At 27.9% G+C, this 26,678-nt stretch carries 27 protein-coding genes and 1 riboswitch; of the genes, 16 read left to right on the forward strand and 11 right to left on the reverse strand.

All coding sequences use genetic code 11. The features are described from left to right. Positions 1-64 precede the first annotated feature (64 nt). Positions 65-129: riboswitch (SAM riboswitch) on the reverse strand. A 161-nt stretch (positions 130-290) separates the two neighbouring features. Then, on the reverse strand, positions 291-650 hold the full coding sequence (locus tag AC5YGC_RS06055) for a winged helix-turn-helix transcriptional regulator (RefSeq protein WP_496139322.1): 360 nt from the start codon (positions 648-650) through the stop codon (positions 291-293). 94 nt (positions 651-744) lie between these two features. Between AC5YGC_RS06055 and AC5YGC_RS06060 the strand changes: the two genes are divergently transcribed. From AC5YGC_RS06060 to AC5YGC_RS06075, 4 genes are read left to right on the forward strand one after another with little or no spacing between them, the layout of a single operon-like run. Beyond that, positions 745-984, forward strand: a complete 240-nt coding sequence (locus AC5YGC_RS06060; protein ID WP_496139323.1) for a CDGSH iron-sulfur domain-containing protein — start codon at positions 745-747, stop codon at positions 982-984. An 8-nt stretch (positions 985-992) separates the two neighbouring features. After that, on the forward strand, positions 993-1,403 hold the full coding sequence (locus AC5YGC_RS06065) for a DoxX family membrane protein (protein WP_496139324.1): 411 nt from the start codon (positions 993-995) through the stop codon (positions 1,401-1,403). Between the two features lie 2 nt (positions 1,404-1,405). Next, entirely contained in the window at positions 1,406-2,245 is an 840-nt protein-coding gene (locus tag AC5YGC_RS06070; RefSeq protein WP_496139325.1) for a pirin family protein, read from the forward strand. Beyond that, positions 2,245-3,219: a zinc-binding dehydrogenase gene (locus tag AC5YGC_RS06075; protein ID WP_496139326.1), complete on the forward strand. Its 975-nt coding sequence runs from the start codon at positions 2,245-2,247 to the stop codon at positions 3,217-3,219. Before AC5YGC_RS06070 ends, AC5YGC_RS06075 begins: the two co-directional genes overlap by 1 nt. On the opposite strand, the gene AC5YGC_RS06080 is transcribed toward AC5YGC_RS06075, so the two are convergent. Continuing rightward, positions 3,216-3,620: a DUF2721 domain-containing protein gene (locus AC5YGC_RS06080; protein ID WP_496139327.1), complete on the reverse strand. Its 405-nt coding sequence runs from the start codon at positions 3,618-3,620 to the stop codon at positions 3,216-3,218. The genes AC5YGC_RS06075 and AC5YGC_RS06080 overlap by 4 nt on opposite strands. 52 nt (positions 3,621-3,672) lie before the next feature. Here AC5YGC_RS06080 and ubiA point away from each other — a divergent pair, with 52 nt between their 5' ends. Genes ubiA through AC5YGC_RS06105 form a run of 5 tightly spaced genes read left to right on the forward strand, consistent with a single transcriptional unit; the run spans position 3,673 to position 9,309 of the window. Further along, positions 3,673-4,536 carry a 4-hydroxybenzoate octaprenyltransferase gene (ubiA, locus tag AC5YGC_RS06085; RefSeq protein ID WP_502314008.1) on the forward strand — a complete coding sequence of 288 codons (864 nt, stop codon included), beginning with the start codon at positions 3,673-3,675 and terminating at the stop codon, positions 4,534-4,536. Next, on the forward strand, positions 4,536-6,275 hold the full coding sequence (locus tag AC5YGC_RS06090) for an ABC transporter transmembrane domain-containing protein (RefSeq protein ID WP_496139329.1): 1,740 nt from the start codon (positions 4,536-4,538) through the stop codon (positions 6,273-6,275). The genes ubiA and AC5YGC_RS06090 overlap by 1 nt, the downstream gene beginning before the upstream one ends. Continuing rightward, positions 6,275-7,537, forward strand: coding sequence for a glycosyltransferase N-terminal domain-containing protein (locus AC5YGC_RS06095; protein WP_496139330.1), 1,263 nt, complete (start codon positions 6,275-6,277; stop codon positions 7,535-7,537). The genes AC5YGC_RS06090 and AC5YGC_RS06095 overlap by 1 nt, the downstream gene beginning before the upstream one ends. After that, a complete protein-coding gene (gene lpxK / locus AC5YGC_RS06100) occupies positions 7,518-8,462 on the forward strand; it encodes a tetraacyldisaccharide 4'-kinase (RefSeq protein WP_496139331.1) in 945 nt (314 codons plus the stop codon). Before AC5YGC_RS06095 ends, lpxK begins: the two co-directional genes overlap by 20 nt. Next, entirely contained in the window at positions 8,449-9,309 is an 861-nt protein-coding gene (locus tag AC5YGC_RS06105; protein WP_496139332.1) for an LpxL/LpxP family acyltransferase, read from the forward strand. Before lpxK ends, AC5YGC_RS06105 begins: the two co-directional genes overlap by 14 nt. Here the strand turns inward: AC5YGC_RS06105 and AC5YGC_RS06110 are convergent. Continuing rightward, positions 9,262-9,501, reverse strand: coding sequence for a DUF2093 domain-containing protein (locus tag AC5YGC_RS06110; RefSeq protein ID WP_496139333.1), 240 nt, complete (start codon positions 9,499-9,501; stop codon positions 9,262-9,264). The two genes, AC5YGC_RS06105 and AC5YGC_RS06110, sit on opposite strands and share 48 nt — an antisense overlap. A 21-nt stretch (positions 9,502-9,522) precedes the next feature. Here AC5YGC_RS06110 and purD point away from each other — a divergent pair, with 21 nt between their 5' ends. Beyond that, entirely contained in the window at positions 9,523-10,788 is a 1,266-nt protein-coding gene (gene purD, locus AC5YGC_RS06115; RefSeq protein ID WP_496139334.1) for a phosphoribosylamine--glycine ligase, read from the forward strand. After that, complete coding sequence (gene rsmD / locus AC5YGC_RS06120; protein ID WP_496139335.1) at positions 10,785-11,351, forward strand: 16S rRNA (guanine(966)-N(2))-methyltransferase RsmD; 567 nt, start codon at positions 10,785-10,787, stop codon at positions 11,349-11,351. Before purD ends, rsmD begins: the two co-directional genes overlap by 4 nt. Here the strand turns inward: rsmD and AC5YGC_RS06125 are convergent. The 6 genes from AC5YGC_RS06125 to AC5YGC_RS06150 are packed head-to-tail and all read right to left on the reverse strand — an operon-like array spanning position 11,343 to position 17,900. Continuing rightward, entirely contained in the window at positions 11,343-12,485 is a 1,143-nt protein-coding gene (locus AC5YGC_RS06125) for a phosphoglucose isomerase-related protein (RefSeq protein WP_496139336.1), read from the reverse strand. The two genes, rsmD and AC5YGC_RS06125, sit on opposite strands and share 9 nt — an antisense overlap. 4 nt (positions 12,486-12,489) lie before the next feature. Continuing rightward, the gene (locus AC5YGC_RS06130) at positions 12,490-12,942 is read right to left on the reverse strand and encodes a DUF3035 domain-containing protein (RefSeq protein WP_496139337.1); all 453 of its coding nucleotides are present in this window, start codon (positions 12,940-12,942) and stop codon (positions 12,490-12,492) included. After that, positions 12,929-13,429, reverse strand: a complete 501-nt coding sequence (gene lspA, locus AC5YGC_RS06135) for a signal peptidase II (protein ID WP_496139338.1) — start codon at positions 13,427-13,429, stop codon at positions 12,929-12,931. Before lspA ends, AC5YGC_RS06130 begins: the two co-directional genes overlap by 14 nt. A 12-nt stretch (positions 13,430-13,441) precedes the next feature. Continuing rightward, positions 13,442-16,159, reverse strand: coding sequence for an isoleucine--tRNA ligase (gene ileS, locus AC5YGC_RS06140; protein WP_496139339.1), 2,718 nt, complete (start codon positions 16,157-16,159; stop codon positions 13,442-13,444). A gap of 1 nt (position 16,160) precedes the next feature. Further along, positions 16,161-17,078: a riboflavin biosynthesis protein RibF gene (gene ribF / locus AC5YGC_RS06145; RefSeq protein ID WP_496139340.1), complete on the reverse strand. Its 918-nt coding sequence runs from the start codon at positions 17,076-17,078 to the stop codon at positions 16,161-16,163. A gap of 3 nt (positions 17,079-17,081) precedes the next feature. Beyond that, positions 17,082-17,900: a TIGR01459 family HAD-type hydrolase gene (locus AC5YGC_RS06150; RefSeq protein ID WP_496139341.1), complete on the reverse strand. Its 819-nt coding sequence runs from the start codon at positions 17,898-17,900 to the stop codon at positions 17,082-17,084. A 123-nt stretch (positions 17,901-18,023) separates the two neighbouring features. Here AC5YGC_RS06150 and groES point away from each other — a divergent pair, with 123 nt between their 5' ends. Both groES and groL read left to right on the forward strand, forming a co-directional pair. After that, complete coding sequence (gene groES, locus AC5YGC_RS06155; protein WP_415278084.1) at positions 18,024-18,314, forward strand: co-chaperone GroES; 291 nt, start codon at positions 18,024-18,026, stop codon at positions 18,312-18,314. A 23-nt stretch (positions 18,315-18,337) separates the two neighbouring features. Continuing rightward, positions 18,338-20,002 carry a chaperonin GroEL gene (groL, locus tag AC5YGC_RS06160; RefSeq protein WP_496139342.1) on the forward strand — a complete coding sequence of 555 codons (1,665 nt, stop codon included), beginning with the start codon at positions 18,338-18,340 and terminating at the stop codon, positions 20,000-20,002. Positions 20,003-20,211: 209 nt separating this feature from the next. On the opposite strand, the gene AC5YGC_RS06165 is transcribed toward groL, so the two are convergent. After that, positions 20,212-21,120: an FkbM family methyltransferase gene (locus AC5YGC_RS06165; RefSeq protein ID WP_496139343.1), complete on the reverse strand. Its 909-nt coding sequence runs from the start codon at positions 21,118-21,120 to the stop codon at positions 20,212-20,214. A 422-nt stretch (positions 21,121-21,542) separates the two neighbouring features. On the opposite strand from AC5YGC_RS06165, the gene AC5YGC_RS06170 reads away from it, so the two are divergent. The 3 genes from AC5YGC_RS06170 to AC5YGC_RS06180 all read left to right on the forward strand — a co-directional run bounded on the left by AC5YGC_RS06170 (position 21,543) and on the right by AC5YGC_RS06180 (position 24,665). Next, positions 21,543-22,271 carry a hypothetical protein gene (locus tag AC5YGC_RS06170; RefSeq protein WP_496139344.1) on the forward strand — a complete coding sequence of 243 codons (729 nt, stop codon included), beginning with the start codon at positions 21,543-21,545 and terminating at the stop codon, positions 22,269-22,271. A gap of 103 nt (positions 22,272-22,374) precedes the next feature. Next, positions 22,375-23,934, forward strand: coding sequence for a hypothetical protein (locus tag AC5YGC_RS06175; protein ID WP_502314009.1), 1,560 nt, complete (start codon positions 22,375-22,377; stop codon positions 23,932-23,934). Beyond that, complete coding sequence (locus AC5YGC_RS06180; RefSeq protein WP_502314010.1) at positions 23,931-24,665, forward strand: glycosyltransferase family 2 protein; 735 nt, start codon at positions 23,931-23,933, stop codon at positions 24,663-24,665. Before AC5YGC_RS06175 ends, AC5YGC_RS06180 begins: the two co-directional genes overlap by 4 nt. Before the next feature lie 164 nt (positions 24,666-24,829). Here the strand turns inward: AC5YGC_RS06180 and AC5YGC_RS06185 are convergent, their stop codons facing one another. Continuing rightward, the gene (locus AC5YGC_RS06185) at positions 24,830-26,665 is read right to left on the reverse strand and encodes a DEAD/DEAH box helicase (RefSeq protein WP_496139348.1); all 1,836 of its coding nucleotides are present in this window, start codon (positions 26,663-26,665) and stop codon (positions 24,830-24,832) included. Between the last annotated feature and the right edge of the window lie 13 nt (positions 26,666-26,678).

Genomic DNA, 26,678 nt, shown 5'->3' on the forward strand with positions numbered 1-26,678 from the left:
AAATTATTGGAGAAAAGAAACTGAAAAACGTTAAACAAGAGGGTTGTAAATTTAAACAATCTCTTTTCTCCTTTTTAGTGCTTAAGCAAATGCTGGGTGCACAATATGGTTCAAATACCCGGTTTAGATTTGAAAAATTTCCAAAAAAACCACCTACTAAAGCGGTAGTTGAAACGTCGCTTTAGCAGGAATTTATAAAGCGCTCTGCAATTTAACTTAAATCAGCACTAACTAATTTTAATCATATTTTAGAACTAAAGGATACTTAAATTTTTACCGTATTTTTAAGGCTATCTAATTCTATTTTCTACAAAATTCTTATTTAGCTTTACTGAAATAGTTCGAGTATTTCTTTTATTCCACTCTGAAAAAGATCTTAAGATAGGCATAACCGAAAAGCCAAATTCAGTAAGTGAATACTCAACTTTTGGGGGCATTATTCGAATAACATTTCTATTAATTATTCCATCTCCCTCTAACTCCTTAAGCTGCTTGGATAACATTTGTTGTGTAATGGTTTTCAATCCTTTTTTAAGTTCACCAAATCTAATTTTTTTACTTTGCAGTAAACTAAACAAAATTCTAATTTTCCATTTACCTCCAAGAAAATAAACAGCTCTTTCAGCTGGACAATCTATTAAGTTTTTCATGGTATGTTTTTATATACTAGTATGATTATTTTGCGTTATTGCATTATTAATAACAAGGCACTATGTACAAGTCAAACAAATTGAAAGGATAAATATGAATAATGGAGAAAGAGCAGGCGAAAGTGCAATCGCTGTTGAAGTTGAAAAAGATAAATCTTATTATTGGTGTTCATGTGGAAAAAGTGCAAAGCAGCCTTTTTGTGATGGATCACATAAAGGTACAGATTTTACACCTCTGGCATACACGGCTGAAGAAACTAAAAAAATGTTTTTTTGTGCTTGTAAACAAACTAACAATCAACCATTTTGTGATGGATCACATAATAAAAAATAAAGGATAAAATGCAAAATTTAAATAATAAAGTTAATAATTTTTTTTCAAACATAGATGGATTAGCCTCTTTATTTTTTAGATTTGGAATAGGGATAGCTTTTATAATTCATGGCTTAGGTAAATTTCCTTTACCCCCTCAAGGATTAATTGATTATTTTAACTTATCACCTGCACTAGCATCAACTGTTGCTATATCTGAGTTGTTGACTGGATTGGTATTAATAATAAGTGGTTTTATTAAAAATCCTTTTGGAAATATACTCACAAGACTATCGGGACTAAACATAACTATCTTAATGATAACTATACTGATCTTTGCTCACAAAGACTGGTTCTTCACAACAAAACTATTTACCAGTGAACAAATATTTCTTTTAATTGGTGGAGTTTATTTTTTAATTAAAGGTAATCGAACGTAAATATGAGCCAAATCGAAGTAGAAAAAATAATAGAACCAGTTGCAGCATCAGATGGTGCTGGTGTTAAATTAAAAAGAAGTATTGGCACTCACCTTATTGATTACCACGATCCTTTTTTAATGTTGGATGAATTTGGTTCTGAAAATAAAGATGATTACATTGGTGGTTTCCCTCCTCACCCTCATAGAGGAATTGAAACAGTAACTTATATGTTAAGTGGTGAATTTGAACATGAGGATAGCACTGGTGCTAAAGGTAGAATGTCTTCAGGGGATGTTCAGTGGATGAAAACTGGTGGTGGAATAATTCATTCAGAAATGCCTGCAATGACCGAAGGTAAGCTGCATGGGTTTCAATTGTGGGTAAATATGCCAGCAAAATTAAAAATGAACAAACCTGAATACATTTATATTGATGCAGATAAAATGAGCACTCATAAAGACGATGATAAAACTGTCAAAGTGATTGCTGGAAAGTTTGAAAATGCAGAAGGACCTGTTAAGGGCCATAACGTTGAACCCGTTTACTTTGATGTAGAGATTGAAGAAGGTAAAGAGTTTAATTTTGATCTTCCCTCAACACATAATTCTTTAATTTACTTAATTGATGGAGAAATCAAGGTTGGAGATCAAAACCATGACCAAGCTAAAAACTCTACTTTAATTATTCTGACTAGAGGTGAAAAATTAAAAGTATCTAGCTTAACTAAAGCCAAGTTTTTATTAATATCTGGAAAGCCTATTGGTGAGCCTATTGCTAGAGGGGGTCCATTTGTAATGAATACTAAAGCTGAGATCTTGCAAGCAGTGCAAGATTATCATAATGGTACATTTGTAAAATAATGAAAACTATTAAAATAGAAAAATTTGGTGGTCCTGAAACTTTAGAAGTTAAAGACATTGAAATCAGTAAACCAGGTCCAAAAGAAGTTCTTATAAAAAATCTATCAATTGGTCTTAACTACATTGATGTTTATCACCGAACAGGCTTGTACCCTATTCCTCTACCGAGTGGAATTGGCCTAGAGGCATGTGGGATAATTGAAGAAGTTGGTTCTGAAGTTGATCTATTTAAAGTTGGAGATAGAGTGGCTCACTCTTCAATGCCAATTGGAAGTTATTCAGAAAAACAATTATTTCCTCAAGAAAAATTAGTTTTAGTTCCAGAAGGTATCTCAGATGAAATTGCGTCTTGTATTATGCTTAAAGGAATAACTGCTGAATATTTATTACACAGAGCTTACCCAATTAAAAAAGGTGACAAGGTTTTATACCACGCAGCTGCTGGTGGTGTGGGCCAAATTTTATGTCAGTGGGCTAACGCATTGGGAGCTGAAGTTATTGGAACAGTTGGCTCTAAAGAAAAAGAGGCTATTGCTAAAAAAAATGGTTGTCATCATGTAATAAATTATACAGACACAAATTTTGTTGAAGAGGTGGAAAAAATTGCAGGTAAAAATGGAGTTGATGTTGTCTATGATGGTGTTGGCATTAAAACATTTGATGGATCAATTGAAACTTTAAAAGTTAGAGGCATGATGGTCGCTTTTGGTAATGCATCAGGTTACGTTGATACTATAGATGTTAAAAAACATATTAATGCAAAAGGATTATTTTTTACTCGTCCTTCAATTGCACATTATACAATGACTAGAGAAGAGTTAGTTGAATCAGCTGAAAAAGTTTTTGATGCAATTTTATCTGGGAAATTTAAAGTTGAAATTTCAAAAAGATATTCGCTTGATGATGCTAAAAAAGCACATGAAGAATTAGAAGCAAGACTGCTAACTGGTCCTGCAGTTATTATTCCTAACTAATCTAAATTAACATCCATATCAGACATGTGCAGTTTTAATGCATTTGTTGATACTTGAATTTCTCTCATAAAAACAACAATTGAAATCATCATTGATAAACAACAAGATCCAAAAATTATTCTTGCTGCAAAAATTTCACTTAGATAAAGAGCAAAAACAGTCAGCATGTTAAATAAAAAACCAAATGCAGCAAACATGATGGTCCACTTTAACAAGCTAATTCTTCCACTTAAATTTATGAACTGTTTTTTCCACTCGGGCGGAATGTGGTTTTCGTATACATGTTCATCATGAAGTTGCCTAATAAGCTTACTCAAAGAATGAAACCTATTGCTATATACGCTCATCAACAAAGGAATAGCTGGAAACATCAATGCTGTAACTGTGTAATCTATATTCATACGAATCAATTTGATTATGAAACTAGCCTTTGTTATTTACAAGTAAATTATTATGAAACAATTAAATCTCTTTATTGAACTAACAAGATTGAAAAGGCCTATTGGCTATATGTTGTTATTTTGGCCTTGTGCATGGGGACTAACTCTTGCTTATGATTTTTCAAAAAACTTAAATGATTATTTTTTTTACTTATCATTTTTTTTTTTAGGATCAGTTCTAATGCGTTCTGCAGGATGCATTGTAAATGATATTTCCGATAAAGAATTTGACAAAAAAGTTTCAAGAACAAAAAATAGGCCTATTGCGTCTAATCAAGTTTCAATAAAATTAGGAATATTCTATACTTTTATTTTATGTCTACTCGCATTTTTGGTTTTAATTAACTTTAACAACTTAACAATCTTGCTTGCACTAGGATCTATGCCTCTAGCCTTCACTTATCCTTTGATGAAAAGATTTACTTATTGGCCTCAATTATTTTTAGGAATAACATTTAATTATGGTTTGATTTTAGGGTGGACATCAATACAGGGTGAAATAAATACTGTTGCTATTATCTTTTATCTTGGAGCCATATTTTGGACACTAGGATACGACACAATATATGGGTTTCAAGATATTAAAGATGACGAAATTATAGGTGTAAAATCAACTTCAATAAAATTCAAAAAAAAACCCAAAAACTTTGTGTCTACATGCTATGCTTTTCTAATTTTCTCTATTTTAATTGTGGGCTATATGATGGATTATAATTACTTTTTTTATGCAAGCTTGTTAATAACAATTACTCACTTATTTTTTTACCAGATTAAATTTTTTAACTCAAAAAACCCATCTATGTGCTTAAAAGTTTTTAAAAGCAATAATTTAGTTGGTTTTCTTATTTTTTTTAATATTTTAATTGGAAAGTTTTAATGAACAATTCAGAAATTTATAAAAGACTTTATAAGGATTATTCAAAAAAATATATTAATAAAATATTAATATCAGTTTTTTTTGGAGTTCTTGTTGCAACAAGTACTTCTGCAATAGCTTGGCTTTTAGATCCTGCTATAAAAAAAATATTTGTTGAGAAAGATCAGTCACTAATATTTATAATTCCTTTATTAATAATTGTAGCATTTACTATTAAAGGGTTTGCTCTTTATTTTGCAAAAGCAATTATGATTAGAGTTGCTGAAGAAGTTAAAAAAATTCTTCAATCTCAAATGGTAAAATCTTTAATTAATGCAGATACACAACTAATAGATAAAAAACATTCTGGAAAATTTATTTCAAATCTTACATATGATGTAAATCATATTACCAATATGCTCAGTACAGCCATTTTAAGCTTATTCAAAGATAGCTTAACTCTATTGGGTTTATTGTTTGTAATGTTTTATCAAAATTGGAAATTATCATTGATTGCAATAATTATGATACCTATAGCTGGTATGGCATCTAAAACTCTTAGTAAAAGAGTTGGGAAAGTTGTTACAGAAGCACAAGAAAAATCTGGTTTTTTGAATACACATTTAATTGAATTATTTAAAAATCATAAATTAATTAAAATATTTCAAAGAGAAGATTATGAAAGTAAAAGAACAGATGGTCATTTAGATCAGCTAAAAGAAAAAAATATTAAAATTAATACTGTGTTTGTAAGGCTGTCACCAATCATGGAAACCTTGACTGGAATAATGATTGCAATTTTAATATTTTATTCTGGAAAATTAGCTCTTAATAATGAGATTGAAATAGGAAATTTTTTCTCTTTTCTTGCTGCAATGATGCTTGCATACCAGCCGGTTAGAGCGCTATCGGGCATGAATATGATATTAAAACAAGGGCTATCTGCAGCGAATAGAATTCTGCCTATTATTGATAATCAAAATAAAATTGCTGACCATGAAGACTCACAAGATATTAACATTACCCACTCTGACATTAAGTTTAATGGTATTAACTTTCGATATAATGCTGAAGAAAAAAATATTTTATCAAATATAAGCCTAAATATAGCTGGGGGGAAAATGACTTCTTTAGTTGGGCATAGTGGTTCTGGAAAATCAACAATTTTGAATTTAATACCTAGATTTTATGATGCTCAATCAGGAGACATCTTGATTGACGATCAATCTATATACAAAGTGAAAATTAAATCTCTAAGAGATAAAATCTCTCTTGTAAGCCAAGATACGACTTTGTTTGATGATACAATTAAAAATAATATTAAATATGCTAAAAGTGATGTCACAGATGAAGATATAGTAGCCGCAGCAAAATTTTCTTATGCACATGAGTTTATAGATAAATTACCTAATAAATATGAAACCATAATAGGTGAAAATGGGATTAGATTATCAGGTGGTGAAAAGCAAAGACTGTCCATAGCGCGAGCCATGATTAAAAAAAGTCGAATAATTCTTTTAGATGAAGCAACCTCTTCACTAGATGCCGAAACAGAAAGCAAAATTCAAGATGCTTTAAAAATATTAACTAAAGATAAAACTACCATTGTAATAGCTCATAGACTATCAACAATTTTAAACTCAGATCAAATTTACATAATCGATGCCGGTAATGTTGTTGCGAATGGCAAGCATGGTGAATTATTGAATACTTCAAAACTTTACAAAAATTTCTACGAAAAACAAATTCAAAAAAAGTAATGTTTTTTTTATATCAAATATTGATAACTATACTGTTAATATTCTCTCCATTAATTATATTTTTTAGAATTTTAAAAAAAAAAGAACATAGAAAAAGATATAAAGAAAAATTTTGCTTTCCATCAAAAAAATGTATTAATGGAAACTTAATTTGGTTTCATGGATCAAGTGTTGGTGAACTTTTAAGCATTATTTCCCTAGTTCAAGAACTTGAAAAAAATAAGTCTATAAATCAAATTTTAATAACCACTTCGACTTTAAGTTCCGCCCAAATATTTAAAAAATTTAATTTTAAAAAAACTGTTCATCAATTTTTTCCAATAGACTCGATATTCTTTTCTTATAAGTTTTTAAATTACTGGAAACCAACTATTGCAATATTTGTTGAATCTGAAATTTGGCCCAGTATCTTTAGGGCTCTTAGTAAAAAAAATATTCCATTAAAACTTCTTAATGCAAGAATTACAAAAAAAACTTTTAATAAATGGAGACGTGTTAAAAAATTCTCAAACTCAGTTTTTAAGAATATTTCAATTGCCTACCCTCAGAATGAAGAAACATTTAATTATCTTAAAAAATTAAATGTCTCAACAATTAAAAAGATAGGGAATCTTAAGTTTGTTAGTAATAAACAAAATGAATTCAACAAATTAGACAAAACTTTTTTAAAAAACATAAAGCTTAAAAAAATTTGGTGTGCTTCAAGTACACACCTAGGTGAAGAAATCATTTGTGCAAATGTTCATGTAAACCTAAAGAAAAAATATAAAAATTTATTAACAATAATAATACCAAGACATATTCATCGTGTTAGTAAAATAGTTAATGAAATTAAAAGTTTAGATTTAAATATAGTTTTGCACAGCTCAAAACCAAAAAAATTAAATAATACAGATATTTACTTGGTAGACACATATGGTGAAACGAAAAAATTTTATCAAGCCTCTGATATAGTATTTATGGGTAAATCAATATCTGGGAAAGGTGGCCAAAATCCTTTTGAACCTACCAACTTAGGTTCTACTGTTTTGTATGGACCGAATGTAGATAACTTTAAAGATATCTATAAATTACTTAATAAACTAAAGGTTGCTTACAAGGTTAATGGAGTAAAAAGCTTAACTCAATCAATAGACAAATTAATTACTAAGCCCAATAACAAAAAAAATTATTTAGAAATTGCAAAAATAGGAAAAAAAATACTTAATGAAACTAAAGATGAGATAAATAGTTTATTCAATAATGAAATTAAAAAAACCTAAATTTTGGGATTATAAAAAGCCATCCTTTCTTTCCTATCTACTATTACCTTTTTCAATAATTTTAGGTTTAATTGCTAAAGTAAAATCAAAACCTAAATTTTCTAATTCAAAAATCAAAACAATCTGTGTTGGAAACATCTATATTGGAGGAACTGGCAAAACATCACTAACCATCAAGATAAAGGAAATTTTAGATAAAAATAATATCAAAGTTTGTTTTATTAAAAAATTTTATCCCAACCAAACTGATGAGCAAAAACTACTTAGTAAAAATGGAACTTTATTTAGTAATTTAAAAAGAATTACTGCACTTGATGAGGCAATTTCAAAAGGTTTTGAAGTTGCTATTTTTGATGATGGACTTCAGGACAGCTCTATCAAATATGACTTAGAAATTGTTTGTTTTAACAATCTAAATTGGATTGGAAATGGACTTACGTTGCCATCGGGACCTTTAAGAGAGAGTATTAATAACCTAAAATTTTATAAAAACGTTTTTTTAAATGGAAATGAAGAAAGTCTAATTGCCATTAAAGAACAAATCAAAAAAATTAATCCAAATATAGATATTAATTCTGGAAAATATACACCACTAAACATAAATGAATTAGATAAAAACCAAAGTTACTTAGTTTTTTCTGGCATTGGTAATCACAAAACTTTTGTAGAAATGTTGAAAAATAATAAATTAAAGATTGTAAGTGATTTAGAATATCCAGATCATTACCATTATTCAAAAAAAGATTATGATAAAATAATAATTAATGCGAAAAAGTATAATGCACGTATTATAACTACAGAAAAAGATTATTTAAGGCTAGAAAACTTTAATAGAAATGAAATTTTTTATATCAAATCAAGTCTTAATATATCAGATGAAAAAAGTCTTACAAACAAACTAAGCAAGTTAAATGAAAAAAATTAAATATTTTTTTGAGTTTTTGATCATATCAAATCTTTTTATTATTTATAAATTTTTAGGATTAAAAGTTTCATCTTATATCAGTGGAAAATTATTTGAAACTTTTGGACCAATTTTTAGATCCAAAAATTTAATTAAATCAAATATTCAAAGAGCTATTCCTAAAATTAATCTGTTGAAAGTTAAAATCATTACAAAAAATATGTGGAATAATTATGGAAGAACATTGTCTGAATATATGTTCCTCAAAGGTTTTAGAAACAATCAATTTAAATCAAATATTAATACAGTAGGTAAAGAAATTCTTGAAAAAATAAAACTTGAAAAGACTCCAGTAATTTTTATTTCTGGTCATTTTAGCAATTTTGAATTAATGGCGATGGAAATTGAAAAATCTGGTGTGAATCTGTCTGCAATATATCGTCCCTTAAATAATATTTTCTTAAACGTATTAATGGAAAGAATTAGAAAAAAATATATTTGCAAAAATCAAATTAAAAAAGGAACTAGTGGAGTTAGAGAATTATTAAGATTATATAAAAAAGGCTACTCTATAGCCTTAATGATAGATCAGAGAGTCTCTCAAGGAATAAAATCTAAATTCTTTGATGAAGAAGCATTCACCACAACTATTCCTGCACAATTTATAAAAAAATTTAATTGTAAAGTGGTGCCAATTTCTATTGAAAGACATAATGGGGTAAATTTTAATATTAAGGTTGAAAAACCTATGGAGTTTTCAAAGAACTCTTCAACTGAAAAAATTACTAGAGAGCTAAACATTTGGCTAGAGAAAGTAATTCTAAAAAATCCAGGTGAATGGATATGGTCTCATGATAGATGGAAGTAAGAATTTAGTTAGTCTCTTTTTTTTATGAGCTTCTACATATGAAAAATATGGTTCTTGAAGCTCGACATTCCAATAATTAAGATTTTCTAAACTAATTAATTTTCCTGATATAGCACAAACAACATGATCTCCATTTTCAATAATTTCAAAGTTATTTGGTAAATATTTTAATTTTGCTAATTTTTTATTCATTTTTAGTTTATATACATCTATATGAAAGTTGGAATAATTGGAAGTGGTGGAAGAGAGCATGCTCTATGTTTATCCATCAAAAAATCACCTAAGGTTGATAAGATATACTGTTTTCCTGGTAATGCAGGAACTTCGGATATAGCAGAAAATATTGAAATTGATTTTTTAGATTTTAATAAAATTAAAGAATTTTCAATCAAGAATGAAATTAGCTTATTAATAGTTGGACCAGAAAAACCATTAGTTGATGGAATAGTAGATTTCTTTAACGATACAGAAATAAATATTTTTGGTCCTGATAAAATTTCTTCTCAATTAGAAGGTTCAAAGATTTTTACAAAAAAAATATGCAAAAAATACAATATACCAACTGCTAAGTTTGGTATTTTTGAAAATGCTAATGATGCAATATCTTTTCTAGACAAAACTAAGTTTCCACTTGTTGTCAAGGCTGATGGTCTTGCATCTGGAAAAGGTGTTTACATTTGTGAAAATAAGGATGATGCAAATTTAGCAATAAAAGAGGTTTTTGATGGAAAGTTTGGATTAGCCAAAAATATTTTAATTGAAGAATTTCTTGTTGGTGAAGAAATGAGCTATTTTATTATAAGCGATGGTAAAGAAATCAAAAGCTTTGAAACAGCACAAGATCATAAAAGAGTTCTAGAGGGTGATAAAGGAGCGAATACAGGTGGGATGGGTGCGTATTCACCATCAAGGTTGCTCAATCAATCCTTAGAAAAAAAAATATTAAATAAAATAATCAAACCTACCATTAGAGCCCTGGAAGAAATGGGGTCTAATTATAAAGGATTTTTATATGCTGGCTTAATGATAGTTAAAGATGAACCGTATTTGATTGAATACAATGTAAGAATGGGAGATCCAGAATGTCAGACAATCTTACCTAAATTAAAAACAGATTTGTTAGAAATTATAGATGCATGCTGCAATAAAAACCTAAAAAACATAAATATAGAGTGGCATGATAAAAAAAGTCTATGTATTGTTTTATGCTCAAAGGGCTATCCTAATAAATATAATAATGAAATTTTAATAGAAAATATTGAAAATCTAAAGCTGGATGAGAATGATTATTTTTTTCATGCTGGAACAAAAAAAATAAATGATAAAGTTTATTCAAATGGTGGAAGGGTAATTAATTTCGTTAGTCTTTCATCAAATTTTAAAAACAGTAGAGATAAAACTATAAGTTTAATTAAAAACCTTAATTGGAAAGACGGGTTCTATAGAAAAGACATTGGTTATAAGGTGATTGATGAATGAGGATAATTTCAGGAAATTTTAAAGGCAAAAAAATCCTTCTACCTAAAGATAAGCTAACGAGACCTCTTAAAGATTTAACAAAAGAGTCAATTTTCAATATATTAAAACATTCCAAATTATTAAATATAGAGTTAGAAAGTTCTAATATTCTAGATTTATTTTCGGGTGTTGGATCATTCGGTCTCGAATGTTTATCAAGAGGTGCTAAAAATGTTACCTTCTTGGAGAGTTATACGGAAGTATTAAATATTTTAAAAAAAAATATAGATAATTTAAATCAACAAAATCAAACAAAAGTAATTGAAAAAGATATTTTTTCTAAAAATACACTTAAATTATTAAATGACAAATTTGATATTATTTTTATGGACCCTCCCTATAAGGAGAAAAAATTATCCTTTCTGTTGAATGCAATAACTGAATTAGAGTTACTCAACAACGGTGGTATCATAATTATTCACAGACATAAAAAAGAAGAGGATGATCTACCCAAAGAATTTAACCTAATTTTAGAAAAAAATTATGGTATTTCAAAAATTATATTTGGAAATACTTTAACTTAAGATTTTTTTTGTTTCTATTTTTATCAACTCAACAGAAGGTTGATCAAATGGATTAACATTTAAAGCTCGACCAAGTAAAATGGTCTCTAATATAAAAAAACAGAACAGTTCACCTAAAGACTGTTCATTTCTTTTTAAAATTCTAAAACTTCTAAAGGGTATTTTTTTAGAAATAAAGACTTTCTCTGTAGCAATCATCTGAGATTGTTTTATTTTTTCTATTGTTAGGTTTTTTAAAAACTTATGAGTATTTAACACACCACCATTCTTAATTTTTATATCTCTATTCTCCAGGACATTAAAAAATGTATAAAAATATTTATTTGGACCATCTAGATAAAGTTGCATTAAACTATGATTATCTTTTGGCATTGAAGAAACAACAGGCAATAATCCTAAGGATTTTTTTCCTAAACTTTCAGCTATCAGTTGCTGATACCATTTAAATAAATTTTCAGATTGTTCATCATAATTTAAAATTATTGATGTTTGTTTTCCACTCTTAATTAAGTTTAACGTAGTTGACACACTGTTTACAAGGTTATTAATAAAATTCTTATTTTTAATAAGATTATTAAATTGCTTAAATTTCTTTTCATTCAAATTCATTAATTCTGCAGGTAACATTCCAACTTCAGACAATACAGAATACCTACCTCCTACATAATTTTTATGCTCAAATATTTCTGCCTTAAGCTTTGCTGCTAAGTTAGTTAGGTAGCTATTTTTTGCTTCTGTAATAATAATATTTTTTTCATTTTTATTAATTAATGCATTGGCATTCGCTATTGTCTCTAATGTATTTCCTGATTTAGAAATAATTAAATTCAAATTTATATTTTTATTATTAAAATAATCTGCATTGCTATTTAAATTATTAACAAAAGTAATTTTTTTTTTTATTTTATTTTTTAAAAAATCGTAAATAGCTTCAGATCCAAGAACTGATCCACCCATACCAATTATTCTTAAATTGGATAATTTTTTATATTTTTTAAGTACTTTTTTTGAATAACTATATTTATATGTAGGTTTTAAAGTTTCAAATAATGCTGGCTGATCTTTTAGTAATTTTAAAAAGTCTTTTTTTATTATTTTAGAGTGTTTGATGTTTAAAAAATTTTTAAATATCATTTTTCTAATGTTCAAGATTATTGAATTTATCTTTTAGTCTTTCAAAAAACCCTTCTTTTTTTGGTTTTTCATTTTCTTCTATAGCTTCATCTAAAATTATTTCTGTAGCTTCTATTGAATTAACTTTTTTTTCATTAATCTTTTTAATAATAGATTTTTCTATAGAATTTTTTGTATCATCACTTTTCTTGCTTGTGCTTGTAGAGGAGCTTTGATTAATTATATCTTCAATATCTGAGGTATCTTTTTTATCTAGTTTTATATTTTGTTCAGGCTCCTTTCCAGGTTCTGGTAATTCTCCAAAACTAGGTGGTAGCACTAAAGGAGATTTTTTTTCAACTAAAAACTCATCACTTCCTTTTTTTTTGCTTCCTCCCAATCCTTTGGCAATTGATCCACAGGAGTTTAAAAAGAGAAGTATTAAAAAAGAAGCTATTAATTGATTAGTTTTTTTCATTTATATTTTTATTATTAAAGAAAAGTTCTACTAAAATAAGGCAAAAAACTCCAATAGTAATAGATATATCAGCCACATTAAAAACAAACCAATGAAAGTCATAAAAATGTAAATCAATAAAATCTGGAACAGCTGTATAAACTATCCGGTCATAAAAGTTTCCTAGGGCACCACCTGCAATTAATGCAAAAAAATAACGCTGAACATTATTATTTTTCAACATCATAAACAAAATAGCAATAATGATAAGACCAATTAAAATTGTAATAGAGTTGTAAATAATACTTTCATCTATTGAAAGTAAACCAAAAGCTATTCCTTTGTTCCATATTAAGAACAGGTTCAAATAAGGAGTGATATAAATATCAACCGAAGTTTCTACTTCTGCAAGTTTTAAGATGTAAAACTTTGTTGCACGATCAAATATAAAAACTATTAATATAATTACTAAATTTAAATAAAAGTTTTTTAAGTTAATTTTGTCCATCAACATTTTTAGTTAATCTGAATGTCTCTCACATTTAACTTTATTGATTTTCCAACAAACTGGGCATTTATTTCCTTCGGCCTTAATCGTTTCAATAATTGTTTCATCTGTGTTTGATTGATGAACTAAAGCAGAAGATGTAATGCATATTTCTGAAAAATCTACATTTTTTGAAATTTCGAATAATGTTTCATTTAGATTGATAACTAGGCTAGCTTCTAAACTTGATCCTATTTCCTTGCTAGCTCTCTTTGCTTCAATACTTATATTGCAGATGTCTCTAATTTTTTTTAATTCTGTCCATTTTTTATGCAGTTCTTCATCTTGAAAAGACTCTGGATATTTCATGAATTGCTCCAGATGAATACTTTTCTGCTCTTTGTTTATTAGGGTAAAAATTTCTTCTGTTGTAAATGAAAGTATTGGTGCAAACCACTTAACCAATGATTCTAAAATAATATTTAAAACAACTATACTACTCTTTCTTCTATCAGAATCTTTTGAGTCACAATATAAAGCATCCTTCCTAATATCAAAATAAAATGATGATAAGTCTACTGTGCAAAAATTTAAAAGCTCTTTATAAAGATTGTGAAAGTCATAAGATTTAAAATAATTTTTAAAATTTTTATTTAGCTCATACACTCTATGAAGCATATATCTCTCTAACTCCGGTAATTGTTTGATGTCTAGACTATCCATGTCAATTTTTTGGAAATCATCATTTAAGTTACCTAGCAAATATCTAAATGTATTTCTAATTTTTCTATATGAATCAGCGTGTTGTTCTAAAATAGAATAATCAATTCTTAAATCTTCAGCATAATTAGATGATGCAACCCATATTCTTAAAATATCTGCACCATATTTTTTTAAAATATCTTCAGGAGCAATTACGTTTCCTACAGATTTTGACATTTTGAGACCTTTGCCATCCACAACAAATCCATGCGATAATATTGATTCGTAGGGCGCTCTACCTCTCGTTCCACAAGATTCTAAAAGTGACGAATGAAACCAACCTCTATGCTGGTCAGAACCTTCTAAATACATTGATGCTGGCCATTGAAGATCTTCTCTTTTTTCCAAAACAAATGCATGAGTGCATCCGCTATCAAACCAAACTTCAACAATATCACTTATTTTTTCGTAATCTTCTGCTTTATATTTGTCCCCTAAAAATCTTTGAGGATTATCAGAAAACCAACAATCAGAACCTTCTTTTTCATAAATGTTCGCAATATTCTCATTTACATTATCATCTACTAAAATTTCTTTAGTAGTCTTATGAACAAATATTGGAAGTGGCACTCCCCAAACTCTTTGTCTTGAAACACACCAATCTGGCCTTGTTTCAATCATTGCTTTTATTCTTTCCCTACCTTTGTCTGGATAAAATTTAGTGTCATCAAGAGCTTTTAACGCTTTTTTTCTCAAGCCATGGCTTTCCATTGAAATAAACCATTGCGGAGTTGCTCTATGAACAAGGGGTGCTTTTGATCTCCATGAATGTGGATATGAATGAACTAGTTCCCCATTAGATAATAACTTTTTTTGTTCTTTTAATTTTTCAATAACAATTGGGTTAGCTTTAAAAATATGAGTTCCCTCAAATAAAGGAAGATTTTTAGTGTATTTACCATCACCATCTACAGTCTCTATAGCTTTTATCCCGTGCTTTAAACAAAGATTAAAATCATCAGGACCATGACTGGGTGCGCAATGAACAATACCTGTTCCCTGTTCTATTGTAACAAATCTTGCTTCAAGCATTGGTATATCATAATCATAACCAAGCTCTAAAAAAGGATGATTACAAATTGTATCTTTAAAATCTTTACCCTTAAATTTTTTTATTTCTTTGTAACTTTTGATTTCACAATCTTTGATAACAGACTCTAGTAGAGCTTCTGCAACTACTATTTTTTTATTCTTAAAATCTCCCTCATCACTTAATTCAATTATTAAATAATCTAAGGCCTCATTATAAGCTAATGCTTTATTTGCAGGTATAGTCCATGGAGTAGTTGTCCATATAATAACTTCTGTATTTTCTAATTCTTTTATATTTGTTTTTTTAACTGGGAAGGCTGTGTAAATTGTATCTGATTTATGATCTTGATACTCAACTTCAGCATCTGCTAAAGCTGTTTTCTCTACAGTTGACCAAAGAACAGGTTTAAAACCTCTATAAAGACTTCCTTCTTTTAAAAATTTTCCTAACTCTCTTACGATTTGAGCTTCTGCCTCAAAACTCATTGTTGCATAATGATTATCCCAATCTCCAACAACACCTAATCTTTTAAATTGTGTTTTGTGAACTTCAATCCATTTTTGAGCAAACTCTCTACACTCTTTTCTAAATTCTGTTATTGGAACTTCATTTTTATTTTTTTTGTTTTTTTTATATTGCTCTTCAATTTTCCACTCAATAGGTAGACCATGACAATCCCATCCAGGAACATATACAGAATCTTTACCATCCATTTGATGGAATTTTACTATTATGTCTTTCAAAATCTTATTTAAAGCTGTACCCATGTGAATATTACCATTTGCATATGGTGGACCATCGTGAAGTATGAACTTTTCTTTTCCCTTATTGGATTTTCTCAACTCTTTATAAAGATCAATTTTCTTCCAATATTCTAAAATTTCAGGTTCTTTATTCTGTAAATTTGCCTTCATGGAGAAAGTTGTTTTGGGTAAATTTATATTTTCTTTGCTCATGTTAATTTTTTTTAGCAACTTTTAAGTCACTTTGAATTTGTTTTTTTAATTGATCAACGTTTTTGAATTTTTTTTCTTTTCTTATAAACTTTGTGAACTCTACTGATAAATACTTATTATAAAGATTTCCAGAAAAATTAAAAATATGCACTTCTAATAAAATTTTTTTTTGATTGAAAGTTGGTCTATAACCAAGGTTAGCAATAGCTTTTAGTGATTTATTAGAGTTTTTTTGTTTTACTTTAGCAACATACACTCCAGGCATCGCGATCACATAATCCTTAATATCGATATTGCAGGTTGGAAAACCAATTTTTTTTCCTTGCTGTCTTCCCTTTTGAACAATTCCTTCAATTGACCAATTTCGACTTAATAACTTATTAGCTTTTTTTAATTGTCCCTTTTCTAGAAGAGAGCGAATATATGTAGAGGAGATAACTTTATTATCTAAGATTAGTGGTTGTGGTTTTACTATTTTGTAATGATACTTTTTTTCATCTTTTATTAACTGTCTAACATCTCCCTCTCTTTTATTGCCAAATTTAAAGTTGTTACTGACAAATATATATTCAGCTTCTAATTTTTTTGATAAAATTTCTTTAATAAAAAAATCAGACTTAATTGCAGAAAATTTTTTGTCAAATTTTTTAGTAATTATAAAATCAACTCCTAAGTGATCTAAAATTATTTTTTTTTGATTTACATTTGAAATTCTAAAATTTTTAAAGTTTTTATTAAAAAACATTTTGGGCATTGGCTCAAATGTTAAAACACCAATTTTTAAATTAAATTTTTTTTTATAAGTATTTGCTAACTTAAATAATTTTTGATGACCTAAATGAACACCATCAAAATTACCAATCAAGATAATTGATTTTTTATGATTGTTTGAAATATTAAAATCTTTATACAGCTTCATATTTCACCACTTTAATTCTGTTTGAATAAAGTTTACAACGACTTCATATTTCTTTGAAATTACATCTATACCTTCTTTTTTAATTTCATCTCTATGAACACCATTTGATATAATTAAAGAATTATAATTTAAAAGATTGGCTCCTTTAATATCTGTATTTAAATTATCACCAATAGATAAAACTCTTTTTCCTTCATTACTAATTGCCTGATTGTAAACTTCAGGAAATGGTTTTCCAAAATAAATAGCTTCTCCTCCCATTTTTTCAAAAACAAGTGCTACAGACCCTGCGCACAATTCTCTTTTTTCACCTCTATCAACAATTAAATCTGGGTTAGTACATATCATTTTCTTATTAATATGATCTTTGAATAATTCTTTGTAATAATTTAAATCTACACCTTGTTCTTCAAATAAACCTGTGCAGAGTAAATATGAACTTTCTTTGATGTTGTTAGTCTTATTTTTTTTAAAATCTAAAAATAAATCAAAATCTCTTGGTGGCCCTATATGATAAAATTTTTTTTCTAGAGAATTTTTTCTTAAATAATTCAGCGCTGCTTCTCCTGAGGAATAAACTTTTTCCCTAATTTCTTTATTCATTCCCATTTTTTCTAAAAAATTATTTACTGTTTTATTAGGTCTTGGCGCATTAGTTAATAGAACGTAGTCTTTGTTTGCTTTGGTGATTTCTTCTAAAACTTCAATTGCGTTTTTATGAAGAGTTATCCCATTATGAACAACGCCCCATAAATCGATATAAAAAATATCATAATTCTCTACAATTGATTTTAATCCATCATTATCTAAATTCTTACTCATTATGGGAGGTATAACTTATAAAAAACACAATTTCTCTGGTTTTTTGCCCCACATATTTTTTTTAACATCTCTTGAAATAGTTAGCCTAATAGCTATATGAGTCGCATAATAAAAGGAGAATTTATGAAATTTAAACCGTTACACGATAGAGTTCTAATAGAAGTTTTAAACAGTAGTGAAAAAACTGCTGGAGGAATAATTATCCCTGATACAGCTCAAGAAAAACCTCAAGAAGGTAAAGTAATTGCTGTTGGCGGTGGAGCAAAAACTGAAGATGGAAAACTAATTCCAATGGATGTGAAAGTTGGAGATAAAGTTCTTTTTGGCAAATGGTCAGGAACTGAAATCAAAATAGACAGCAAAGAATACAGCATAATGAAAGAGTCTGACATTATGGGTATTTCGAGCAAATAATTTAATTTAAAGGAGAAAACAAAATGGCAAAAATTGTAAAATTCGACTCTGAAGCAAGAGCGGCAATGATAAGAGGTGTTGATATCCTTGCTAACACAGTAAAAGTTACTCTTGGACCAAAAGGTAGAAATGTTGTTATCGACAAATCTTATGGTGCACCAAGAATTACTAAAGATGGTGTTACAGTTGCTAAGGAAATTGATCTTGAAGATAAATTTGAAAACATGGGTGCTCAAATGGTTAAGGAAGTTGCTAGCAAAACAAATGAAGAAGCTGGTGATGGAACAACTACAGCAACTATTTTAGCACAAGCAATTGTTAAAGAAGGTGTAAAATATGTAACAGCTGGCATGAACCCTATGGATGTTAAAAGAGGAATCGATGCAGCAGTAGATCATGTTAAAGCAAGCTTAATTGCTTCAGCAAAAAAAGTAAAAGATACTGATGAGATTGCTCAGGTAGGAACTATTTCAGCTAATGGTGATAAAGAAATTGGCAACATGATTGCAAAAGCTATGCAAAAAGTTGGTAATGAAGGTGTTATTACTGTTGAAGAAGCTAAGGGAGTGGAAACTGAGTTAGACGTTGTTGAAGGTATGCAGTTTGATAGAGGTTATTTATCACCATACTTTATTACTAACGCTGATAAAATGACTACTGAGTTAGAAAACCCTTTCATCTTATTACATGAAAAAAAATTAACTAACTTACAACCAATGGTTCCGCTTCTAGAAGCTGTTGTACAGGCTGGTAGACCACTAATGATTATTTCTGAGGATGTTGAGGGCGAAGCTCTTGCAACTCTTGTTGTAAATAAACTTAGAGGTGGTTTAAAAGTTGTTGCGGTTAAAGCACCTGGTTTTGGTGATAGAAGAAAATCAATGCTTGATGATATTGCAATTTTAACTGGTGGTCAGGTTATTTCTGAAGACATTGGAGTTAAACTTGAAAATGTTAAACTTACAGATCTTGGGTCTTGTAAGAGAGTTAAAGTTGATAAAGATAATAGTACAATTATTAGCGGCAGTGGTAAAAAATCTGAAATTGAAGCTAGATGTGCTCAAATCAAACAACAAGTAGGTGAAACAACTTCTGATTATGACAGAGAAAAACTTCAAGAAAGACTAGCAAAACTTGCTGGAGGAGTTGCTGTAATCAAAGTTGGTGGTGCAACTGAAGTAGAAGTTAAAGAAAGAAAAGATAGAGTTGAAGATGCTCTTAACGCAACTAGAGCTGCTGCTGAAGAAGGAATAGTAGTTGGTGGTGGTTGCGCTCTTTTATATGCTTCACAAAGTCTAACTACACTTAAAGTTAAAGGAGACGATCAAAAAGCTGGAGTTACGTTAGTGGCTAAAGCTTTACAAGCTCCTATTAGACAAATAACTTTAAATGCTGGAGTTGATGGTTCAGTTGTAGTTGGAAAACTACTTGAACAAAATAAAAAGAACCAAGGTTACGATGCTCAGAATGAACAGTACGTTGATATGTTTGCAAAAGGTATCATCGATCCTGTTAAAGTTGTAAGAACAGCTTTACAAGATGCAGCTTCGATTGCTGGATTACTTGTAACTACTGAAGCCATGATTGCTGACAAACCAGATGACAAAGATTCTGGTGCTGGTGGAATGCCTGGTGGAATGCCTGGTGGCATGGGTGGCATGGGTGGCATGGGTGGCATGGGTATGTAAACCCATTCACTTTACTAAAAATTATAAAAAGCCCAGTTTTTACTGGGCTTTTTTTTTGTCCCAACATTTTATTAGAGCACGAAGAAAGCACGAAAAAAGCACGAAGAAAAAATCATCAAATGAGTCTATTATTTGAGAACTCTTAGGGTACTAAATAACTTCAAAGTAGTAAAATAGACGTTGATTTGTTAGGATTAGAATGTTCGGAATTAAAGTTTTGGGGGTTTTTTTTTGAAACAAAATGTTTTAAGAATTTCCTTCTTATTTATTCCTGAGATAATATCACCTTTAAAAAAATTATTTTCATAATTATTTTTGTATTCATTTGGTATACAGCAAATCATTTTAATCCACCTATCTTCATCAAAATTTTTTAATTCTATCAAATTAAGATTGTATGGTTTTTCTTTAGAGGAAACCAAAGTTAACAAACTATAGTTTAGGTCTTTAAAAAAATGGAATAACTCTCTTGTGTAATTTTCAATGATAATAGAAGGTCTGTTTAATTTAATGACCTCTTCACCTCCATATAAAACTTTTAAATCTATACCATCAATATCTATCTTAATTGCTGTAATATTCTCTAAATTTTCATTTTTACAAAACTTATCTATAGTAATTTGATTCATATTTTTTAAATTACTTAGTTTATGATTTGAATTATCAGAATAGAAAGAATAGCCACTCTCAGAATCACCAGCAACTACAGAAATATTTTCATCCCCAACAAAATATTGATGATAATAAAAATTATCGATATCTATTTTTTTTAAAATATTAATACATTTGGTACTTGGCTCAAAACCAATGATTTTTTTAAAATAATTTTTAAATAAGGTTGGATAATATCCACTATGACAACCAATATCTAAAAAAATATCATTTTGTCTATTTTTTAAACTATCTAAAAAAAGATATTCATTTCCCCAATCCGTGAAGCATTGGGTCATAAAAACTTCAGTACCAGATGGATCCCATTTATAAATACTATAATTATTGTTTGTAATGACTTTATAAATAAATTTTTCTTTTATAAATTTTTTAATTATTTTTATTTTTATGCCTCTTAAAAAAAAGTTTTTTAATCCTATTTGTTTAGCAAAGATAGCGAATGTCATAAAAGTATATTTAATATATGATTAATTTTTTGTTATTAATATAGAAATAATAATCCTATCTTTTGACTTCCTTTTGAATTTGACCTTTAGAGTAATGAACAAATTAAAAGTGGTTAAATAATTACCTATTTACCTAAATCTCATATTTGAGATTGATAATATTCGGCTAATCTTCGGTTGATATTCTAAAAACACGAAACGGCACGAAAAACCATTAATTAAGCTAGTAAAACAATAAGTGAATGAGAATGTAATCCCACGTTTTCTAAATAAAATTTTAAAAGGGCAGTCTTCACTGCCCTTTTTTTATGTCTGTACTATAAATGTGCAGTGAAGTTGCAGTGAAGTTTGAAGAAGGTTTATGGAGTGTTTTGTGTTAAAGTTTTAATTAATTGAGTAAAAAATTTTAAAAATAGATCTTGATGAAATCATTATTAAACTTGATTAAAAAATTAAGAAAAATAAGAAGTTACAAAAAAAAAGAATTAGAAAATTCTACTTTTTATTCTTTAATTCAACATTTTGAGAAAGTGCGCAAAAAAGAAAAAATTGATGTAGATGGTTTAAATTTTTTAGAGTTTGGTACTGGATTGAATTCAGCTAACCATATTCATGATTGTTTAGATCTTTATTATAATTTGGATAATCCTCACACACATAAAATTGTTATGTTTGATCATTTTAAATCTGATACAAGCGATGAAAGTTTAAATGCTGTTAAGCTAAGTCTTGTAGAATTTAAAAAAAATTTATCAAAAATTTTAGAAATCTTGAATTCTAATGAATCTGTCAGACGCTACATCTCTGAGACTTGTGAATTTAGAGAGGGTGATATACAAATAACATCTAAAGATTATTTAGAGAATAATTCCTTTTTTGGTATCATTTCTATAGATCTTGGAAAATATTCTTTTGATAGTGTTTTTACAGTACTTGATAATTTGAAAGAAAAATTAAAATCCTGGACAATAATAATTTTTGATGACACGGCGGCATTTGCAGGAAACCCTTCAAAAGGTGCATTGGGAGCAATTAATAAATTCAACAATGAGAATAAAAATTGTGGACTGTCAGAAATTCAAAATTTAGACAATAAGTGTAATAATAATAAAGTATACCCTGAACTAATTTGTTATTATTGGAAAAATTAATCCATTTACCTAAAAAATTTATGTAGCTAGTAATTATTAAAAAATTTGAAAGATGTTAAAAAACGTTTAAAAGATTTTCATAAAATTTAAATGTTAAACTAATATGCAATTAATTAATAAAACTGAAAAATTCAATAAAGATGTTATAAATGCAGGTCTCATTTTTTTATTTTGCATATCTGTTTTTTTTCAATCTAATATATTTTTACATTGGACATCTTATGCAGATCAAGATTTCACATTAACTTACAATGCATTACTTTTAAATTCTGGTTTCAAACCAGAATATTTTGATCATCCGGGATATACACAAATATTATTCTTATCTTATGTTATTGATTTACTTTATTTTTTTAATATTTTAGATTTTAGAGACTTAAGCTTTTTTAGTGATAATGACTTTTCATCTTTAGAGATTAATAAATTGTTTTATTATCTAAGAATTTCAAATTTATTAATTATTTTTTTTATAACTTTTTTTTTAAAAAAACTTTTTGATGAATTTATTAACAATAGTCATCTCAATACATTTCTCGCTATTTTATTCTTATATTTTTGCACTACAACTGTTTCGTTAATCAAGATAAGAACAGAATTTATTTCTTTTCTTTTTTTTTTAATATTCTTTTTATATTTTAATAAATTTATAAGTAATAAAAATTTTAATTATAAATATATTTTTTTGTCAGGAGTTTTTTTTGCACTTGGTATATTTGCTAAAATGCAAATAATTTTTTTGTTACCGGTAGTTTTTTTCTCTATATATTTTAATTCAAAATATTTTGAAAAACCAATAAGACTAAATAAAACAATATTTAATATTTTTTCATTTAGTTATTTTTTTATACTTTTAATTTTAGTTTTGTTTTTTTCAGATGGTACAATAAATAAAGTTGGTGTGTTAATTTTTTCAATACTGCTTTATTTATTTATTTTATATATTAGTAAGATCAAAACAAAATCATTCCTAGCAACTTCAAATATTTTTATTACTTTTATCCTGGGTTTTGCTTTGGTTAATATTATTTTTATTTCAATAAAGCCCTTTCATTTATTTTACTACAAGGTTTTAATTAATTTTCCTGGTTGGATGTCTATGTTTTCTATAAGTTCTGGTAATCACGAAATTCCTTTTAATAAACTAAGCTTAATAACTGGATCATTATTAGATAATTTTGGAAATTATTTTTATAAAATTTATCTTCAAAAAAAAATATTAATTTTATTTGTTTTGATTGGCATGCTAATACCAATTTTCTTTTTAATTAAAAAAAAATTAAAAGAGTTTTTTTTATTATTACTGATCAATTCTTATTTTCTTCTAATATGTTTAATATTTTCACTTAGAATATCTGAAAATTATTTTATATATTCAACATTCATACTTTTTTTTAATATTATTTTTATTTTTAAATATATAAATGGATATTTTGACCTAAGATACGTTTACATAATCACTATTCTAATGATAACAAATAATCTTTATAGTTCATATTTTGCTATTAAAAAACACCATGTGTACTATGAAAAGCCATATAAAATCACTAGTAAATATAATAAACATTGTTCAATGGAAAATGTAATTCGTGATGATGTTTTTATGAGGGTATGGCACAAAAAAATTAGTAAAAAAACTTTATTAAATTTATGCGATATAAAATGAAAAAAAGCTTATCCATAATTATTCCATGCAAAAATGAAGCAGGTAATATTATGTCAATTTATAATTCCATTAATATAAGTGATCGAAAGATTGAAATACTATTTGGAGATGACAAATCTACTGATACCACTAAAGAAAAAATATTTCAGTTGATAAAGTTAAATAAAAAAAAAAATGTTACTATTAAATATTATAAAGGCCCAGGAATAAATAAAGCATCAAATGTTAAAAAAGGATTCAATCTTGCTAAAAATGAGATTTTTATTATTCATGATGCGGACAACACAGTGAATGGAAGAGAGATAAGATCTATTATTAAAAGCCTTGATTTAGATAAAAGTGATTTCATAAACTGTTCTAGAATGATAAAAAAACAACAAAAAAATGCAATGAATAGACCTAACTATTGGGGAAATAAATTTTTTTCAATATTTTACAGCTTTATATTGGGTCAAAAAATAACAGATACTTTATGTGGTTCAAAAGCATTTTTAAAGAAAGATTGGTCTAAAATTAGAAAATTTTGGGATATGTGGGGTCCTAAAGATCATTGGGGTGATTTTAATCTTTTATTATCAGCAAAATATTTAAATTTGAGAATATATGAACATCCAGTATTATATTTTGATCGTGTTTATGGAGAAACTAAAATGACAAACTTAGTTTTTCAATTTTTCAGAATGTTATTTATATCTATTAACGGATTATTTAAAATAAAATTTAAAAAATGACCTTGACCAAGTATTAAAGGTATGAACAAGAATGTTGAAATTTAGCTAAAATCAAATATTTTATATGTCAAAAAGATACAGTGGAAAATCATTTAAAGATTCAAGTACTGCTAAAAAGCCAAAATTAAGCTTGAAAGAAAAAAGAAAAAATAAAAAAGAAAAATCTAAAAAGTCTTAGACTTTAGTTTTTTTTGGCTATGTTTTTTGAAGGTGAAGGTTTTAGGTCTATCACTTCTACTTTTAAACTTCTTCTTTCCATTAAAACTAGGACTTTTTTTCTCTCCACTAGTAGATAAACTTTCAGATGTTTTTTTTCCAAAATATTTTGGATTATTTGTGAAACCAGTAGGTTTTGAATCATCTTTTTTTATAAAACTAGATTTTCCTTTATAACCGAAACTTTTTTTCTCTCCATCTCTTGATGATGAGCTAGATCTTCCATAACTAGACGGTTTTGATTTATCTCCAAAACTAGATTTTCCTTTATAACCGAAACTTTTTTTCTCTCCATCTCTTGATGATGAGCTAGATCTTCCATAACTAGACGGTTTTGATTTATCTCCAAAACTAGATTTTCCTTTATAACCGAAACTTTTTTTCTCTCCATCTCTTGATGATGAGCTAGATCTTCCATAACTAGACGGTTTTGATTTATCTCCAAAACTAGATTTTCCTTTATAACCGAAACTTTTTTTCTCTCCATCTCTTGATGATGAGCTAGATCTTCCATAACTAGACGGTTTTGATTTATCTCCAAAACTAGATTTTCCTTTATAACCGAAACTTTTTTTCTCTCCATCTCTTGATGATGAGCTAGATTTTTTTTCGTCTTTGAATTTTCTTTTTTTATTGTATGGCGCTTTTCCTCTTTTTCCACCTCTTGAATCTCCTCTTGCTCCACGTGGCGCAGGTTTAAAATTCGGATCAATTAATTTACTAATTTCGTTCCACATCGACCTATCATCTGGTGTAAGAAAAGTTAAAGCAGAACCTTCTGTTCCTGCTCTAGCAGTTCTTCCAATTCTGTGAACATAATCTTCTGGCACTTGCGGAAGGTCATAATTTATTACATGCTGAATTAATGGAATATCCAAACCTCTTGCAGCAACATCTGTTGCAATTAATATTCTCTTAAGGCCTTTCCTAAATGAAGTAATTACACGATCTCTTTTACTTTGACGAAGATCTCCGTGAATAGCATCAGCTGAATGACCCTCTTCTTTAAGACGCTTAACCATTTTATCAGCACCTCTTTTAGTTTTAACAAAAACTAATATTGATCCTTTTCTTGCTATAAATTGATCTACTAGTTGATCGTATTTATTTTCTTTAAAAACTTGAAGGGTTTCTTGTTTAATTTTTGCAATAGGAACTGACGTTGACCCTGTTGAAATTCTTTGAGGCTTATTTAGATATCTTTCAGAAATTCTAACAATATTCTGAGGTAATGTTGCTGAAAATAATAAAGTTTGATGATCCTTTGGAACAAATTTTAAAATTAACTCTATTTGGGGAGTGAACCCCATGTCCAACATTCTATCAGTTTCATCTAATACTAAATATTTGGTAGCAGATAAATTTAAGCTTTTTCTTTTTAAGTGATCATTAATTCTTCCTGGTGTTCCAACAATTATTCTAGATCTGTTTCCCAGTTGTCTAAGTTGTTTTTGCATTGCCTCTCCACCAATAAGCAAGGCAGTTTTAATATTAATTTTATCGCTAATAATACTCTTAATTGCAGCCATTACTTGAGTTGCAAGCTCTCTAGTTGGGCACATAACTAACGCAAATGCATTTTTATCTAATATTAATTTATTAATTAAAGGGATACTAAAAGCTAATGTTTTTCCAGTTCCTGTTTGGGCCGTTCCTAAAATATCTTTTCCCTCTAAAGCAACTGGTATTGCCATAGCTTGAATTGGAGTTGGTTTCGTAAACTTCATTTTTTCCAATGAATTTTTTAACGAATCTTCTATTTTTAGTAATTTAAAGTTTTCCATTTGGGTATTTAGA

The organism is Candidatus Pelagibacter sp. uisw_138 (assembly GCF_059512485.2).